Raw genomic sequence first — 15,795 nt, forward strand, 5'->3', positions numbered from 1 at the left:
TACGCCCGCGCAGACCGAACGACGGAGACAGCCTTGGACCACATTGATTGGGCCTCACGCCTGACGGCACCTGCCGAGGACGCGCCGAACCCGACGCTGGGCCTGAAATTCGCGCGCGACGGGTCGCCCCTGCCCTTCCGCGGCAACACCATCATCTGCCACATCCCGGCGACGGCGCCGGAACAGCCCGCCCTGGCCGAGCTGGCGCAGCGGCTGCGCGACCTGCCGTGGGGCGAGCGCTTCGCCTTCCTGCCGGCCTTCAGCTATCACATGACCGTGTTCGAAGGCGTGACCTGTGCCGAGCGGTCGCCGGAGCGCTGGCCGCAGGGCGTGGCCCCCGATGCGCCGCTGGAGGACATCACCCGCCGCTTTATCGACCGGCTGCGCGGCCTTTCCGTGCCGCAGCGCTTCGCCATGCGTCCTGCCGGGCTGTTCCCGATGGGCACCGGCGGTACCGTGGTCGGGCTGGAGCCGGCTGACGAGGACACGGCCCGCCAGATCCGCGGCCTGCGCGAGGCCTTCGCCTTGATTCTGGGCCTGCGCAAGCCGAACCACGACGCCTACCGCTTCCACATCACGCTGAGTTACCTGCTGGAGTGGCTGAGCCCGGCCGAGGCGGAGCAGCATCTGGCCGCGCATCAGCGCCTCGGCGAGGCCTTCATCCAGGCCCATCCGGTGCTGCATCTCGGCCCGCCGGAATTCTGCGTGTTCGAGACCCTGCACCGCTTCCTGCCGGTGCTGCGCTTCCAGGGCTGAGAAAAGACCCGCCATCCTGGAGGATGGCGGGCCAGTCCGGACGGCGGCCCCACAGAGCAACGGCCGCCGTCCTTGGGATCGGGTCAGGCCGCGGCGTCGACCGAAACTGTCAGGCCCAGCCGCTCGGCCACGCCGGCGCCGTAGGCCGGGTCGGCCTTGGCGAAATGGGCGATCTGGCGGCGCTGGATCGCCTCCGGCACCGGGCGCATCGAGGCGGCGATGTTGTCCATCAGCCGGGTGCGGGCGCCGTCGTCCATGAGGCGGAACAGGGCGCCGGCCTGGCTGTAATCGTCATTGCCGACGCGGTGGTCGTAGCGGTCGGCGGCGCCGCGCAGCGGCAGCGGCGGCTCGGCCGCCGCCGGGTCCTGCTTCGGGCCGCCGAAGCTGTTCGGCTCGTAGTTAACCGCGCCCTTGCCGTTGTCGTCGAAGCGCATCGCCCCGTCGCGCTGGTAGTTGCTGGCCACGGCGGCGTGCGGCCGGTTGACCGGAAGCAGGCCGTGATTGCCGCCCAGGCGGTAGCGATGCGCGTCGCCATAGGCGAAGAGCCGGCCCTGCAGCATCTTGTCCGGGCTGAAGGAGATGCCTGGCACCACGTTCGCCGGGCTGAAGGCCGACTGCTCGACCTCGGCGAAATAGTTCTGCGGGTTCCGGTTCAGCACCAGCTCGCCGATCTCGATCAGCGGATGCGCCGCGTGCGGCCAGACCTTGGTCAGGTCGAACGGGTCGATCGGGAAAGCCTCGGCCTCCGCCTCGGTCATGACCTGCACCGAGACTTTCCAGGCCGGGAAGTCGCCGTCCTCGATCGCGGCGAACAGGTCGCGGGTGGCGTGGTCGGGGTCGATACCGATCATCGCCGACGCCTGCTCGGCGGTGAAGTTCTGGATCCCCTGCTTCGTCTTGAAGTGATACTTCACCCAGACCCGCTCTCCGGCCGCATTGATCCAGCTGAAGGTGTGGCTGGAGAAGCCGTCCATGTGGCGGTAGCTGCGCGGCGTGCCGCGGTCGCTGAACAGGATGGTGAACTGGTGCAGCGTCTCCGGCGACAGCGAGGCGAAATCCCAGACCGCCGTCGGATCCTTCAGATTGGTCGCCGGGTTGCGCTTCTGGGTGTGGATGAAGTCCGGGAACTTCAGCGGGTCGCGGATGAAGAAGATCGGCGTGTTGTTGCCGACGATGTCGTAATTGCCGTCCCCGGTGTACAGCTTCAGCGCGAAGCCGCGCGGGTCGCGCTCGGCGTCGGCCGAGCCCTTCTCTCCGCCGACGGTGGAGAAGCGCAGGAAGACCTCGGTCTCCTTGCCGACCTGCGACAGGAACCTCGCCTTGGTCCACCTCGTCACGTCGGCGGTGACGCGGAACACGCCATAGGCGCCGGCTCCCTTCGCGTGCACCACCCGCTCCGGGATCCGCTCGCGGTTGAAATGCGCCAGCTTCTCGATCAGGTGGAAGTCCTGGATCAGCACCGGGCCGCACGGCCCTGCGGTCAGCGAGTTCTGGTTGTCGGACACCGGGGCGCCGAAGGTCGTCGTCAGGGTGGTCATCAAGAGCTCCTGTCGGGGGCGGGACATCCGCCGTGGGGAAAGGGTCGCCGTCGCGTTGCGATCAGGGAAATCGATCGTTCTTATCGGCGCGATAAGTGAATGCCGCGTTCGACCAGGGGCAGCAGGTCGCGGCGGTGACGGTGCAGGCGCAGCAGCAGCTCCGGCGGCAGGTCGCCCTGCACCCCGACCCGGCCGTTCTCGAGGGTCAGGCTGGCGCCGTGGCGGGCGAGGTCGGCGATCAGCGCGTTCAGGGAGGGCCGCATCACGCCGCCTCCCGTATCTGGCCGGCGCCGAGCGCGCGCCGAACCTGAGCCGCCAGCCCGGCGATATAGGCCGGATGCAGGCCGACGGTCGGGACGCGGATGAAGGACGGGACGCAGGCGGCCTCCGCCACCGCGCGGTATTCGCGGTCGAGTTCGACCAGCGTCTCGGAATGCTCGGAGACGAAGGCGACCGGCACCAGCACCAGGCCGACGCCGTCGCGCCCGGCCTGCCGCACCTCCTCCTCCGTGTCCGGCTTCAGCCATTCCTGCGGCGTCACCCGGCTCTGGAAGGCGATGCGCCAGTCGAGATCGGGGATGCCGAGTGCCGCGGCCACCGCCTCGGCCGAGGCACGGACCTGATCGGGATACGGGTCCCCCGCCTTCACGATCGACAGCGGCAGGCCGTGGGCGGTGAACAGGAGGCGATGGCGCCCGCCGTCGCGCGGCCAGGCCCGGCGGATCAGATCCGCCTGGGCGGCGATGAAGCCGGGGTCGACGGGCGCGGCCCCGACGATCCGGGTCGGCGCGTCCAGCTTGGCCGCGTCGGCGGCCTGCGCCCAGTCCGCCAGGGCGGAGCGGGTGGTGGTGGTCGAATACTGCGGGTAGAGCGGCAGCAGCACGACCACGTCCGGACGCCAGGCACGGGCCAGCGCCGCCGTCTCGGCCGCGAAGGGATGCCAGTAGCGCATCGCCACGAAGGGCCGGACCTCGCCGAGATCGCCGAGCCGTTCGGCCACGGCTTGGCCTTGCGCCCGGGTCTGGCCCAGGATCGGCGAGGCGCCGCCGAGCTGGCGATAGATCTCCTGCGCGATCGGGGTGCGCCGCCGGGCGATCAGCCGGGCCACCGCGGCCCGCAGCGGGCCCGGCAGGCGGATGATCTCGGGGTCGGAGAAGAAGTTGCGCAGGAACGGGCCGACCGCCTCCAGCCGGTCCGGGCCGCCGATCTGCAGCAGCACCAGGGCGATGCGACGGCGACGGGCAGCGGGGACGGATCCGGCGAAGGGCGGCATGGCGGGCTCCTATGGCTGACCCGAGCCTCACTTACCGCTTCGATAAGATCCAATCGATCTATCCGATCTGGTAGATAGACATCGCTTATCGTACATAGACGGGCATGACCCTCGCCGGCCTCTCCCTCCGCGATCTCGAATATCTCGTCGCCGTGGCCGAGCTGCGCCATTTCGGCCAGGCGGCGGAGCGCTGCGGCGTCAGCCAGCCGGCGCTGAGCATGCAGATCCGCAAGCTGGAGGAGACGCTGGGCCTGGCGGTGTTCGAGCGCGGGCCGAAGACCGTGCTGGTGACCGCCAAGGGCGAGGTCATCCTGGCCCAGGCCCGCCGCGTGCTGCTGGAGGCGCGACGGCTGATGGCGCTGGCGCAGGAGCTGGACGCGCCGCTGTCCGGCCCGCTGACCGTGGGCGCGATCGAGACGCTGGGCCCCTATCTGTTCCCGCACATGCTGCGGCCGCTGCGCCGGGCCTTCCCGAAGCTGGAGCTGGTGCTGCATGAGGGCCGCACGTATCAGCTGGTGGAGGCGCTGCGGCACGGCGCGCTGGACCTGGTCTTCCTGTCGCTGCCGGTCGCCGATCCGCAGATCGCGACGGCGCCGCTGTTCTTCGAGCCCTTCGTCCTGGCCCAGCCGGCCGACCGGCCGGTGGCCGCGGACGGCGCCGCCCGGATCGCCGAGCTGCCGCGCGAGGGCCTGCTGCTGCTGGAGGACGGGCACTGCCTGCGTGACCAGGCGCTGGAGGTGTGCGGCACGCTGGGCACCGGCGGCAAGCGGCACAGCACCAGCCTGGAGACTTTGCGCCAGATGATCGCGGCCGGCGCCGGCTACAGCCTGTTCCCGCGGCTGGCGACGCTGGGCGAGGCCAGCGTCGGCGGCCTGGTCAGCTATGCCGGCTTCGACGGCGCGCCACCGGGCCGCATGATCGGCCTGGCTTGGCGCCAGAGCGACCCGCGGGCGGAGCAGTTCGAGGCGCTCCGCCGCGTCCTGCTGGACCACCCGCCGCCAGGCACCCGGGTCGCGGAGAAGGCCGGCGAAGGAAACGGGGGCGGCGAAATGGCGCCGGCCCAGAACAGATGATGCCAGCGGCCCGAAACAATGCCCGTCATGGCGAGCCCCGAAGGGGCGTGGCCATCCAGCGGCACCAGCCCCTGGATGGCCACGGCGCTGCGCGCCTCGCCATGACGGGAAAGGACGGAAGAGTCGATTTCAATGGCCACTGGTATGAGTCTCACCTCCTCTCGCGGGAGAGGAGACTTAAGAGAGGCTGTGGTCGCAATAACGGGAATTGCTTGGTGCGATCCGCGCGGATCACTCGTCGCGATGATGGTCCTTGACGTCGACGTCGATCGGCACGCCCGGCAGCTGCTTGGCGGTGCGGATCGCCAGGGCCGATTTGACGTGGTTGACGTTCGGCGCCGAGGTCAGCTGGGTGGTCAGGAAGCGCTGATAGCTGTCCCAGTCCTCGGCCACGATCTTCAAGAGAAAGTCGGTCTCGCCGGCCAGCATGTGGCATTCGCGGACCAGCGGCCAGCTGCCGACCAGCTCCTCGAATTTGCGCAGATCGGCCTCGGCCTGGCTGGTCAGCCCGACCTGGGCGAAGACGGTGACGCCGAAACCCAACGCCTCGGGGTTGATGTCGGCGTGATAACCGCGGATGTAATGCGCCTCCTCCAGCGCCCGGACTCGGCGCAGGCAGGGCGGGGCGGAGATGCCGGCACGGCGCGCCAGCTCGACATTCGTCATCCGACCGTCGTCCTGGAGGTCGCGAAGGATACGGCGGTCGATGCGGTCGAGCTTCACACGGCGCATGGGTTCTCTCATGAAAGGGCTTCCGTGATTACGCGCAAGGATATTGCCGGACTTTCGCCGGGCGCAAGCGCAATCCTGTTTCGCGGGGAGGGTTTGGCGGAGGGTTTGACAGCATGAACGCGGCGCCGCGCGCGGGAACGAGCGACATCGGCTCCCTGCGGGTATGGGTGGTGTCGGACGGCCGCCCGGCGAACGAGAACCAGTGCCTGGGCCTGGCGGAGGCGCTCGGCATCGTCCCGGAGGTGGTCCGACTCGGCGCTCGCCATGGCTGGCATCGGCTTCTCGATCCCGTTCGGCCCGCCGCCGGCTTCGGCCTGAACGGGCCGCCCTGGCCCGACCTGCTGATCGCAGCCGGCCGGCAGAGCGTGTATCCCGCCCTCGCCGTGAAACGGGCCAGCGGTCATCGGACGCGCCTTGTGCAAATATTTCGTCCCGGCGTCAACCCGGGGCGTTTCGATCTGATCGTGACGCCCCGCCATGACGGACTGAAAGCACCCAACGTCTTCGCCACCAGCGGCGCGCTCAACCTCATCACCCCGGCCCGCCTCGCCGCGGCCGCGGCGGAGTGGGAGCCGGTGCTGGGCGGGCTGCCGCGACCACGCGCCGCGGTGCTGATCGGCGGCAGCAGCAAGTCGGTCACGGTGCCGGCGGGCGCGGTGGCCCGACTCGCCGGGCAGCTCGCCGACCTGGCCCGCAGCGGGGTCGGGCTGATGGTCACCACCAGCCGGCGCACGCTGGAGGGCGAGGCGGCAGCGCTGCGCCGGGCGCTGGAAGGTCTGCCCGCCTGGATCTGGGACGGCCATCCGCCCAACCCCTATTTCGGCTTCCTGGCCCTCGCCGACGCCGTGATCGTCACCAACGACAGCATCAACATGACCTCGGAGGCGGCGACCACCGGCAAGCCGGTGTATGTGGTGCCCTGGGCCGAGCTGGCACCGAAGCACCGCCGCTTCCACGAGGCACTGGCGGCCGAAGGCGTCACCCGCCCGTTCGCCGGCCGGCTGGAGCAGTGGGATTACACGCCGCTCGACGACACCGCGCAGGCGGCTGAACGAGTGCGGATGCTGCTCAGCGCCACGGCCTGACCCCTTTGCACCCCTGGTCCGCGCCGCCTTGCTCCCGCTGCCGGCGGTGGCTATCTATCGGTGACACTTCCCCGCAGCGGATTGTCGCCCCATGCCGGCCACCCATCGCACCAAGGTCCTGATCATCGGTTCCGGCCCGGCCGGCTACACCGCCGCGATCTATGCCGCCCGCGCCAATCTGGAGCCGATCCTGGTGCAGGGGCTGCAGCCGGGCGGGCAGCTGACCATCACCACCGATGTCGAGAACTATCCCGGCTTCGCCGACGTCATCCAGGGCCCCTGGCTGATGGAGCAGATGGAGGCCCAGGCCCGGCATTGCGGCGCGCGGATGGAGTTCGACCTGATCACCCAGGTCGACTTCTCGCGCCGGCCCTTCGTCTGCACCGCCGATTCCGGCACCGTCTACGAGGCCGACTCGGTGATCATCGCCACCGGCGCCCAGGCGCGCTGGCTGGGGCTGCCGAGCGAGCAGGCGTTCCAGGGCCGCGGCGTCTCGGCCTGCGCCACCTGCGACGGCTTCTTCTTCCGCGGCAAGGAGGTGGCGGTGATCGGCGGCGGCAACTCCGCGGTCGAGGAGGCGCTGTACCTGACCAACCACGCCACCAAGGTGACGCTGGTGCATCGCCGCGACCAGCTACGCGCCGAGCGCGTGCTGCAGGACCGGCTGTTCGCCCATCCGAAAATCGAGGTGGTGTGGAATCATGTGGTCGAGGAGATCGTCGGCGGCGGCACGCCGGAGGCAGTGACCGGGGTCCGGCTGCGCGACACCAGGACCGGGGCTGCGACCCTGCTGCCGGTCGACGGCGTCTTCGTCGCCATCGGCCACGACCCGGCGACCGCGGTGTTCAAGAGCCATGTCCGCATGGATGCCGACGGCTACATCCTGACCGCGCCCGACTCGACCGCGACCGACGTGCCCGGCGTCTTCGCCGCCGGCGACGTCAAGGACCGGGTCTACCGCCAGGCGGTGACCGCGGCCGGCATGGGCTGCATGGCGGCGCTGGAGGCCGAGCGCTTCCTGTCCGAGCATGCCGGCACCGGCCACCTGGCCCGGATCGCCGATCGCGAGGCCCGCCCGGTGGCCGCCGCCGCGAGCTGAGCCTGCTGCCGGCCTCCCGATCCGCCTCGATTCGTAAGAGCGATGACGAAGGGGGTGCCGTCACCCCCTTCCGAGTCGACGGCAACAATTGTTCCCGCCTGGTCCAAGCTTTGCTTGCGTTCCGTCGGGGGTGGCCGTCATAGTGTATATAGTGTGATTCGCAGGCGCGACGCCGAGCGCTGGTATATCGACCACCCCGCCCTAGTCGCCCGCGCAAGAAACGAACGGGTGCCGGAGATGGACTGGGACAAGCTGCGCGTTTTCCACGCCGTCGCTGACGCGGGCAGCTTTACCCATGCGGGCGAGAAGCTGAACCTCAGCCAGTCGGCGGTCAGCCGCCAGATCAGCGCGCTGGAGGAGAGCCTCAAGGTTCCGCTGTTCCATCGCCATGCCCGCGGCCTGATCCTGACCGAGCAGGGCGAGCTGCTGTTCCGCACCGCGCGCGAGGTCTTCGCCAAGCTGTCGATGACCGAGGCGCAGCTGAGCGAGAGCAAGGACCATGCCCGCGGTCCGCTGAAGATCACCACCACCGTCGCCTTCGGCTCGACCTGGCTGACGCCGCGGGTGCGCGAGTTCCTGACCGCCTATCCCGAGATCGACCTGACGGTCCTGATCGACGACGAGGAGCTGGATCTCGGCATGCGCGAGGCCGATGTCGCCATCCGCATGACGCCGCCGCGCCAGCCGGACCTGATCCAGCGCCATCTGATGACGGTGAAAATCCACATCTTCGGGTCGGTCGACTACCTCAAGCGCAACGGCATCCCGCAGACTCTGGACGACCTGAACAAGCACTCGATCATCATCTATGGCGAGGACGCGCGCGGGCCGATCGCCGACATCAACTGGCTGGCCCATGTCGGCAGCCCGCCGCCCGGCGGCCGCAAGATCGCGCTCAGGGTCAACAACCAGTATGCGATCTACCGCGCCGTGCGCAGCGGCCTCGGCCTCGCCGCCCTGCCGGACTTCATGGTCGACCCGACCCTGAACGTCGTGCGGGTGCTGCCCGAGGTCACCGGCCCGACCACCGAGGCCTATTTCGTCTATGCCGAGGAGCTGCGCCACTCCAAGCGCATCGCGGTGTTCCGCGACTTCCTCGTCCGCAAGGTGGCCGAGAGCAAGTTCTGACTTGCCGGAAAATGGCATCGGGTGAATGCGTGCGCCCCCGCTTAGGGCTTCCCGTACGCTTTTCCAGGCCTTGAAAGCGAGAAAAAGACGGCAACTGTCTGAAATCTGTGCAAAACCCAACGAAAAAATGGCGGATTTCCTAGGGGTTGCGTCGCGCGGAGCGAGCTATGCAATGCGCGCATAAAAGCAATGGTAGAAACTGGTTACCAATCGCTCAAAGATTGCCTATCTTAAGAGCGTTCGTGCTGCAGCGCAGCAGAACAAGGGTCCGGCACTGCCGGCTCCTTGCGTCTCCCAGACGTGAAGCCTCCCTGTTTGACTCGGGCCGGAACGCGTTTCCGGCCCTTTTTTTGTGCAGATTCCGGGCCCGGACGAGCCGGACCATCACCCCTGCCGCATGAACGGGCAGAAAGCGGGAGGATGAAGGGGGTGTCGCCCCCCCTCCGCCGGAAGGCCCGCGCCGATCAGGCGAACAGGCGCTCGTTCTCCAGCCCCTTGTAGAGATCGGCGACGTATTCGGCGTAGCCGTTGAACAGCTGGGTCGGCACCCGCTCGTTGGTGCCGATCACCCGCTCCATCGCCTGGCTCCAGCGCGGATGCGGCACCTCCGGGTTCACATTGGCCCAGAAGCCGTACTCGCTGCTCTGCAGCTGCTCCCAGAAGCTGACCGGCCGCTCGTCGGTGAAGCTGATGCGGACGACGCTCTTGATCGACTTGAAGCCGTATTTCCACGGCGTCACCAGCCGCAGCGGCGCGCCGTTCTGCTTCGGCACCGGCTTGCCGTACAGGCCGGTGACCATGAAGGCGAGCTCGTTCGTCGCCTCGGCCATGGTCAGGCCTTCGACATAGGGCCAGGGGTAGAAGATCTGGCTGAAGCCAGGCGCCTCGTCGTTCTCGAATGTTTGCATGCGTACATATTTCGCCGAGGACAGCGGGCGCGCATAATCGACCAGCGCCTTGAGCGGGAAGCCGGTCCAGGGCACCGCCATCGACCACGCCTCGACGCAGCGGTGGCGATACAGCCGCTCCTCCAGCGGCATGGCGCGGATCAGGGTATCGATATCGACCTCCCGCTCCTCTTCGACCATGCCGTCGAACTTCACCGTCCAGGGGCGGATCTTCAGCTCCTGCGCCGCCTCCCAGATGTCCTTGTCGGAGCCGTATTCGTAGAAGTTGTTGTAGGTGGTGACGTCCTGCTCGGGCGTCAGCGGCCGGTCGAGGGTGTAGCGCTCGTTGCGCTTCGCCGGGTAGAGATCGGTGGTCGGGTCCGGATCGGCCGCCCGGGCGGGGCGAAGCCTGAGCGCCGCACCGGCGGTGGCCAGCAGGCCGGCGCCGAAGCCCATCGCCTGCAGGAGGCGCCGCCGGTCGAGATACACCGCCTCCGGCGTCGCCTGGCTTTCGGGGATGCGCCATCCCGGGTTGCGCTTGATCAGCATCGGCCTGTCCTCCTCGACCCGAACCATCCGACCGCGGGGCGGTCTCACCTCTAGTTCGCGGCAGGACGGGCCGACGTTACCGCGCCCCTGTAGCAGAGGCCAGCGGCGCCGGGACGCATCCCGGCGCCGGTGCGGCTGCGGACGGCCTCAGCGCAGCGCGGCGCAGGCGCGCTGGATGCGGATGCCGGCCTCCTGCAGCGCCTCGGTCGCCGTGGCGTAGGAGATGCGGAAAAACGGCGCCAGGCCGAAGGCCGAGCCCTGCACCACCGCCGCGCCCTCGGCCTCGAGCAGATAGGTGACGAAGTCCTCGTCGGTCTCGATCACCTTGCCGTCCGGGGTCTTCTTGCCGATGGTGCCGGCGCAGGACGGGAAGACGTAGAAGGCGCCTTCCGGCCGGTGACAGGACAGGCCGGCCGACTGGTTCAGCATCGACACGATCAGGTCGCGGCGCTGCTTGAACACTTCGTTGTGCCGCGGGATGAAGTCCTGCGGGCCGTTCAGCGCCTCCACCGCCGCCGCCTGGCTGATCGAGCAGGGGTTGGAGGTCGACTGGCTCTGCACCTTTGCGATGGCCTTGATCAGATCCGGCCGGCCGGCGGCGTAGCCGATGCGCCAGCCGGTCATGCAATAGGCCTTGGACACGCCGTTCATGGTCAGGGTGCGGTCGTACAGCTTCGGCTCGACCTGCACCGGGGTGACGAAGCGGAAGCCGTCATAGACCAGGTGCTCGTACATGTCGTCGGTCAGGACATGGACGTGCGGGTGGCGCAGCAGCACGTCGGTCAGCGCCTTCATCTCGGCTTCGGTGTAGGCGGCGCCGGTCGGGTTCGAGGGCGAGTTCAGGATCAGCCACTTGGTCTTCGGTGTGATCGCGGCCTCGAGATCGGCCGGCTGCAGCTTGAACCCCTTGTCCTCCGGGCAGACCACCGGCACCGGGGTGCCGCCGCACAGCAGCACGATATCGGGATAGCTGACCCAGTAGGGCGCCGGGATGACCACCTCGTCGCCCGGGTCGAGCGTGGCCAGGAGAGCGTTGTACAGCACCTGCTTGCCGCCGGTGCCGACGGTGACCTGGTTCGGCTCGTATTTGAGGCCGTTCTCGCGCAGGAACTTGGCGCAGATCGCCTTCTTCAGCTCCGGCGTGCCGTCGACCGCGGTGTATTTGGTCTTGCCGGCCTGGATCGCGGCGATCGCCGCCTGCTTGATGTTGTCCGGCGTGTCGAAATCCGGCTCGCCGGCGCCGAGGCCGATGACGTCGCGGCCGGCGGCCTTCAGCTCGGCCGCCTTGGTGGTGACGGCGATGGTCGGCGACGGCTTGACGCGGGCGAGCGAGGCGGCGAGGAAGGCCATGGTTCCGGATCCCGGGAAAGTGGAGGCGGAGGACGGTAGCCCCGCCCGCCGCCCACCGACAAGCCGAAAGCCCTGCGAAAATTCGGCACCGCGCCCGCGCCGAGCGCGGATGCTACCCCTTCACCGCGCCCTGGGTCAGGCCGGCGATGAGCTGGCGGGAGAAGAAGGCGTACAGCACCAGCACCGGGATGATGGCCAGCGTCAGCGAGGCCAGCACCGCGTTCCAGTCCGTCACATACTGGCCGACGAATTGCTGCACGCCGAGGGTGATGGTGCGGGTGCTGTCGCCCGGCGCCAGGATCAGCGGGAACCACAGGTCGTTCCAGATCGGCACCATGGTGAAAACGGCGACCGTGGCCAGGGCCGGCCGCACCAGCGGCAGGATGATGCGGAAGAAGATGCGGTATTCCCCGACCCCGTCGCAGCGGGCGGAATCCTTCAGCTCCTTCGGGATCTGGCGCATGAACTCCGACAATATGAAGATCGACAGCGGCAGGCCCATCGCGGTGTAGACCAGGATCAGCGCCGCCAGCGTGTTGATCAGGTCGAGCGACACGACGAGCCGCAGGATCGAGACGGTGCCGAGTCGGATCGGGATCATGATGCCGACGGCCAAGTACAGCGCCAGCACGGCGTTGCCCTTGAAGCTGTATTCCGACAGCGCCCAGGCGGCCATGGCGCCGAGGAACACGACCAGGAACAGAGTCGCCAGCGTCACCGTCAGGCTGTTGCCGAAATAAAGGCCGAAGTCGGACCGGGTCAGCACCGTGTCGAACCCGATCAGGCTGAAAGTGTCCGACAGCGGCGGCGCCAGCGGCTGGCTGAAGATCGCCTTGCGCGACTTGAAGGCGTTGAACAGCACCAGGACGATCGGGAACAGCGCGATCAGGGTGTAGGCCAGCAGCACCGCGTGGACGGCTGCGGTCGAGACGGAGGAGCGACGGTTGGCCATGGGTCAGAGCTCGTAGCGCTGCAGCCGGCGCTGCACCAGATAGAAGTAGATCATCACGCCGGTCAGGATGATCAGGAACATCACCGTCGCCACCGCGGCGCCCATGGTCGGGTCGCCCAACTGCAGCTGGAAGCCGAAGAAGGTGCGGTAGAAGAAGGTGCCGAGGATATCGGTCGCGAAGTTCGGCCCGGCCAGCGCCCCCTGGGAGACGTAGATCAGGTCGAAGGCGTTGAAGTTGCCGACAAAGGTCAGGATCGAGACCATGCCGATGGTCGGCCAGATCAGCGGCAGCTTGATCCGCCAGAAGATCGTCATCTGCCCGGCGCCGTCGACCCGCGCCGCCTCGGTCAGGCTCTCGGGGATATTGAGCAGCGCGGCATAGGTCAGCAGCAGCGGCATGCCGACCCACTGCCAGACCGAGACCAGCGACAGGGCGATCAGGGCCGAGCCCTCCTGCCCCAGCCAGGGGGCGAAGAGCGAGCCGAGGCCGACCGCGGAGAGCATCGACTTGGCGACGCCCCAGGTCGGCGACAGGATCAGCTTCCAGATGAAGCCGATGATCACCACCGACAGCAGGGTCGGGGTGAACATCAGCGTGCGATAGGTGTTCGTGAAGCGCAAGTTGGGCAGGGACAGCAGCGCCGCCAGGCCGATCGCGATCGGGTTCTGCACCAGCATGTGCACGGCGAAGAACAGGACGTTGTTGCCGAGCGCATTCCAGAACCGGTCGGCCCATTGCGGGTCGAAGAACAGCGCCGCGTAATTGGCCAGCCCGGCGAAATGCTCCGCCCCCGCCTCGTCCCGCGTGAACAGGCTGAGCCGCAGGCTGTCGACCAGCGGGTAGACCATGAACAGGGTGTAGATCAGCGTCGCCGGCGCCAGGAAGACGACGACGTGCCAGGGGAAACGGCCGCGGCGGCCCGCGATCTGAGTGCGGGGAACGGCGGCGATCTGCGTGCTGGCCATGCGAACAGCCTATACTGGAAAAGGGGACGCGAGGGCGCGCGGTCCGGGACAAGCCGGGCCGCGCACCCCGCGCCGGGTGTCAGATTACTTGCCGGCCGGCTTGTACCAGGAGTCCAGCCCCTTCTGGATCTGCTCTGCCGCCTGCTGCGCCGTCATCGTCCCGTTCAGCACCTGGGCCGAGACGTTCCACAGCTCGTTCTCCAGGTTCGGCGTGCCGCGCCCCAGGATCTGGTACGAGTTGCGGATGGTGGATTCGCAGGTCTTGCGCCAGCTCAGGAACTCAGCCGCCACTGGGTCCTTGATCGTCACCGGGTGGTTCGACAGCGAGTAGAAGCCCGGCAGCGCGTTCGAGTAGATGTCCGCGAATTCCGGCGTCGCCAGCCACTCCAGGAAGGCCTTGGCGGCCTCCGGGTTCTTGGTCTTGGTATTCATGCCGAGGGCGATGTCGGTGTGGTCGCTGATGTAGCACTTGTCGCCCGCCTTCTCGACCGGCGGCGGGAAGGCTCCCATCTTGAAATCGGCCTGGGCGTTGAAGGCGGCGATGTCCCAGGACCCGGCAGGGTAGATCGCGGCGCGGCCGAGCGTGAACAGGTTCTGGCTGTCCGGATAGGCCTGGGCCTCATAGCCCTCGGGCAGGTACGGCTTCCACTTCGCCAGCTCCTCGAAGGCCTCGACATAGGGCTTGTCGGTGAACTTCTGGGTGCCGGCGATCAGCGCCTTGCGGCCTTCCTCGCCTTTCCACAGGTTCGGACCGATGTTCTGGAAGCCCATGGTCGCGGCCTCCCACTGATCCTTGGTGCCGATGTCGAGCGGCGCCACCTCGCCCTTGGCCTTGATCTTGTCGAGCAGGGCGTAGAACTCGGCCTCGGTCTTCGGCGGGGTCAGCCCCTCGGCGTCGAAGATGTCCTTGTTGTAGAGGAAGCCGTGGATCACCGAAGCCATCGGCACGCAGAACAGCGTCTTGCCGTCATCGGTGATCCAGGCGCTCTTGGCCACGTCGGAGAAGGTGTCCATGCCCTTCAGGTCGGTGACCGGGGCGAGATAGCCCTTCTGGAACAGCGCCAGCGAGGTGTCGAACGGCCGGCAGCTGATCAGGTCGCCCGCGGTGCCGCCCTCGAGCTTGGCGTTCAGGGCCGCGTTGTATTCGGTCGGCGCCGTGGGCGAGAACACCACCTTGATCCCCGGATGGGTCTTCTCGAAGGCCGGGATGATGGTGTCCTGCCACACCTTCAGGTCGTCGTTGCGCCAGCTCTCGATGGTCAGCGTCGCGTCGGCCGCCACGGCCTGGCCGGCGATGGCGACGAGCGCCGCCCCGGCCAGGAACGCGCCGCGCAGGAATGAACGGGACATGTGCAATTGCCTCCTCTGTTCGGCGTTTCGCCGTTGCCCACGGGCGGCAGCCCGCCCGCTGTCTCTCTAGGATCCTTGCTTCGCCGCCAGGGCGCGACGGAGATCGCCGTCGACGGCGTCCAGGCGGCGGCGCCCGTCCTCGGCGCTGTCGCCCAGCGCCACCAGGGCGGCCAGCTTGACGTTCTGCCCTGCCGCGTCCAGCGCCACGCGCGCCGCCGCCTCATCGACCGGCACGATGGCGCGCAGCATGCGCACCGAGCGGTCGTTCAGCTTGGCGTTGGTCGGCTGCATGTCGACCATCAGCCCGTCATAGACATGGCCGAGCCGGGTCATCACCAGGGTCGAGAACAGGTTCAGCGCCACCTTCTGCGCCGTGCCGGCCTTGAGCCGGGTCGAGCCGGCGATCGGCTCCTCCCCCGTCGGCAGCAGCACGGCATGGGCGGCGTCGCCGAAGATCGGCGCGCCGGGGTTCGAGGCGACAGCGATGGTCAGGGCGCCGGTGCGGGCCGCCTCCTGCAGCACGGCGCGGGTGTAGGGGGTGCCGCCGCTGGCGGCGACGCCGATCACCACGTCATCGGGGCCGAGCCGCAGCGCCGCGGCCTCGGCCCGGCCGGCCTCGGCATCGTCCTCGGCGTTCTCCACCGGCCGGCTCAGCGCCGTGGCGCCGCCGGCGATCAGATAGGCCAGCCGATCCTGCGGGTGGCCGAAGGTCGGGAACAGCTCCGACCCGTCCTGCGCCGCGACCCGGCCGGAGGTGCCGGCGCCGGCATAGATGAGGCGCCCGCCGCGGCGCAGCCGGGGCGCCGCATCGGCCGCGGCGGTGGCGAGAGCCGGCAGCGCCGGGCGCACCGAGGCCACGGCGGCGAGCTGGGATTCCAGCAGCGCGTCGAGGATCTCCGCATCCTCCCAGGTGTCGATGCCCCTGAAGCGGCGTGATGCGGTCTCGGTTCCCATGCGGCGTGGTCGCTGGTCTGCGTGAGTGGTCTAGACCACACTCTCCCAGCTTTGCCTGCGCGGCGCAAGATCGTCGTGGACGCGCCCGATCCGGACGGCGCCG

At 68.7% G+C, this 15,795-nt stretch carries 15 protein-coding genes; 5 read left to right on the plus strand and 10 right to left on the minus strand.

Translation table 11 applies throughout. From position 1 onward, the window contains the following. Positions 1–33: 33 nt before the first annotated feature. Positions 34–756 carry a DUF1868 domain-containing protein gene (locus tag KXR53_RS28810; protein WP_437378741.1) on the plus strand — a complete coding sequence of 241 codons (723 nt, stop codon included), beginning with the start codon at positions 34–36 and terminating at the stop codon, positions 754–756. Positions 757–839: 83 nt separating this feature from the next. Here KXR53_RS28810 and KXR53_RS28815 read toward each other — a convergent pair whose 3' ends face one another. The 3 genes from KXR53_RS28815 to hemH form a co-directional block, all read right to left on the minus strand. Further along, positions 840–2,294, minus strand: coding sequence for a catalase (locus KXR53_RS28815; RefSeq protein ID WP_437378742.1), 1,455 nt, complete (start codon positions 2,292–2,294; stop codon positions 840–842). An 80-nt stretch (positions 2,295–2,374) separates the two neighbouring features. Continuing rightward, on the minus strand, positions 2,375–2,557 hold the full coding sequence (locus KXR53_RS28820; RefSeq protein WP_437378743.1) for a hypothetical protein: 183 nt from the start codon (positions 2,555–2,557) through the stop codon (positions 2,375–2,377). After that, a complete protein-coding gene (hemH, locus tag KXR53_RS28825; protein WP_437378744.1) occupies positions 2,557–3,567 on the minus strand; it encodes a ferrochelatase in 1,011 nt (336 codons plus the stop codon). Before hemH ends, KXR53_RS28820 begins: the two co-directional genes overlap by 1 nt. 104 nt (positions 3,568–3,671) lie before the next feature. Here hemH and KXR53_RS28830 point away from each other — a divergent pair, with 104 nt between their 5' ends. Continuing rightward, complete coding sequence (locus tag KXR53_RS28830; protein ID WP_437378745.1) at positions 3,672–4,640, plus strand: LysR substrate-binding domain-containing protein; 969 nt, start codon at positions 3,672–3,674, stop codon at positions 4,638–4,640. 231 nt (positions 4,641–4,871) lie between these two features. Here the strand turns inward: KXR53_RS28830 and KXR53_RS28835 are convergent, their stop codons facing one another. Then, the gene (locus KXR53_RS28835) at positions 4,872–5,372 is read right to left on the minus strand and encodes an Lrp/AsnC family transcriptional regulator (RefSeq protein WP_437378747.1); all 501 of its coding nucleotides are present in this window, start codon (positions 5,370–5,372) and stop codon (positions 4,872–4,874) included. A gap of 113 nt (positions 5,373–5,485) precedes the next feature. On the opposite strand from KXR53_RS28835, the gene KXR53_RS28840 reads away from it, so the two are divergent. From KXR53_RS28840 to KXR53_RS28850, 3 genes are all read left to right on the plus strand, one after another. Next, the gene (locus KXR53_RS28840) at positions 5,486–6,457 is read left to right on the plus strand and encodes a mitochondrial fission ELM1 family protein (RefSeq protein WP_437378748.1); all 972 of its coding nucleotides are present in this window, start codon (positions 5,486–5,488) and stop codon (positions 6,455–6,457) included. Positions 6,458–6,548: 91 nt separating this feature from the next. Then, a complete protein-coding gene (gene trxB, locus KXR53_RS28845) occupies positions 6,549–7,556 on the plus strand; it encodes a thioredoxin-disulfide reductase (RefSeq protein WP_437378749.1) in 1,008 nt (335 codons plus the stop codon). A 237-nt stretch (positions 7,557–7,793) separates the two neighbouring features. Beyond that, complete coding sequence (locus KXR53_RS28850) at positions 7,794–8,684, plus strand: LysR family transcriptional regulator (RefSeq protein ID WP_026871544.1); 891 nt, start codon at positions 7,794–7,796, stop codon at positions 8,682–8,684. 464 nt (positions 8,685–9,148) lie between these two features. On the opposite strand, the gene msrP is transcribed toward KXR53_RS28850, so the two are convergent. From msrP to KXR53_RS28880, 6 genes are all read right to left on the minus strand, one after another. Beyond that, positions 9,149–10,120, minus strand: coding sequence for a protein-methionine-sulfoxide reductase catalytic subunit MsrP (msrP, locus tag KXR53_RS28855; protein WP_437378750.1), 972 nt, complete (start codon positions 10,118–10,120; stop codon positions 9,149–9,151). 147 nt (positions 10,121–10,267) lie between these two features. Further along, positions 10,268–11,470, minus strand: coding sequence for a pyridoxal phosphate-dependent aminotransferase (locus tag KXR53_RS28860; protein WP_437378751.1), 1,203 nt, complete (start codon positions 11,468–11,470; stop codon positions 10,268–10,270). A 112-nt stretch (positions 11,471–11,582) separates the two neighbouring features. Next, positions 11,583–12,422: a carbohydrate ABC transporter permease gene (locus KXR53_RS28865; RefSeq protein WP_437378752.1), complete on the minus strand. Its 840-nt coding sequence runs from the start codon at positions 12,420–12,422 to the stop codon at positions 11,583–11,585. A 3-nt stretch (positions 12,423–12,425) separates the two neighbouring features. Continuing rightward, a complete protein-coding gene (locus tag KXR53_RS28870; RefSeq protein ID WP_437378753.1) occupies positions 12,426–13,388 on the minus strand; it encodes a carbohydrate ABC transporter permease in 963 nt (320 codons plus the stop codon). An 84-nt stretch (positions 13,389–13,472) separates the two neighbouring features. Continuing rightward, positions 13,473–14,738, minus strand: a complete 1,266-nt coding sequence (locus tag KXR53_RS28875; RefSeq protein ID WP_437378754.1) for an ABC transporter substrate-binding protein — start codon at positions 14,736–14,738, stop codon at positions 13,473–13,475. A gap of 66 nt (positions 14,739–14,804) precedes the next feature. Beyond that, positions 14,805–15,692 (minus strand): N-acetylmuramic acid 6-phosphate etherase, encoded by an 888-nt coding sequence (locus KXR53_RS28880; protein ID WP_437378755.1) that lies wholly within the window; start codon positions 15,690–15,692, stop codon positions 14,805–14,807. Positions 15,693–15,795: the final 103 nt, after the last annotated feature.

The organism is Inquilinus limosus (genome assembly GCF_051487185.1).
Taxonomy (GTDB): Bacteria; Pseudomonadota; Alphaproteobacteria; order DSM-16000; family Inquilinaceae; genus Inquilinus; species Inquilinus limosus_F.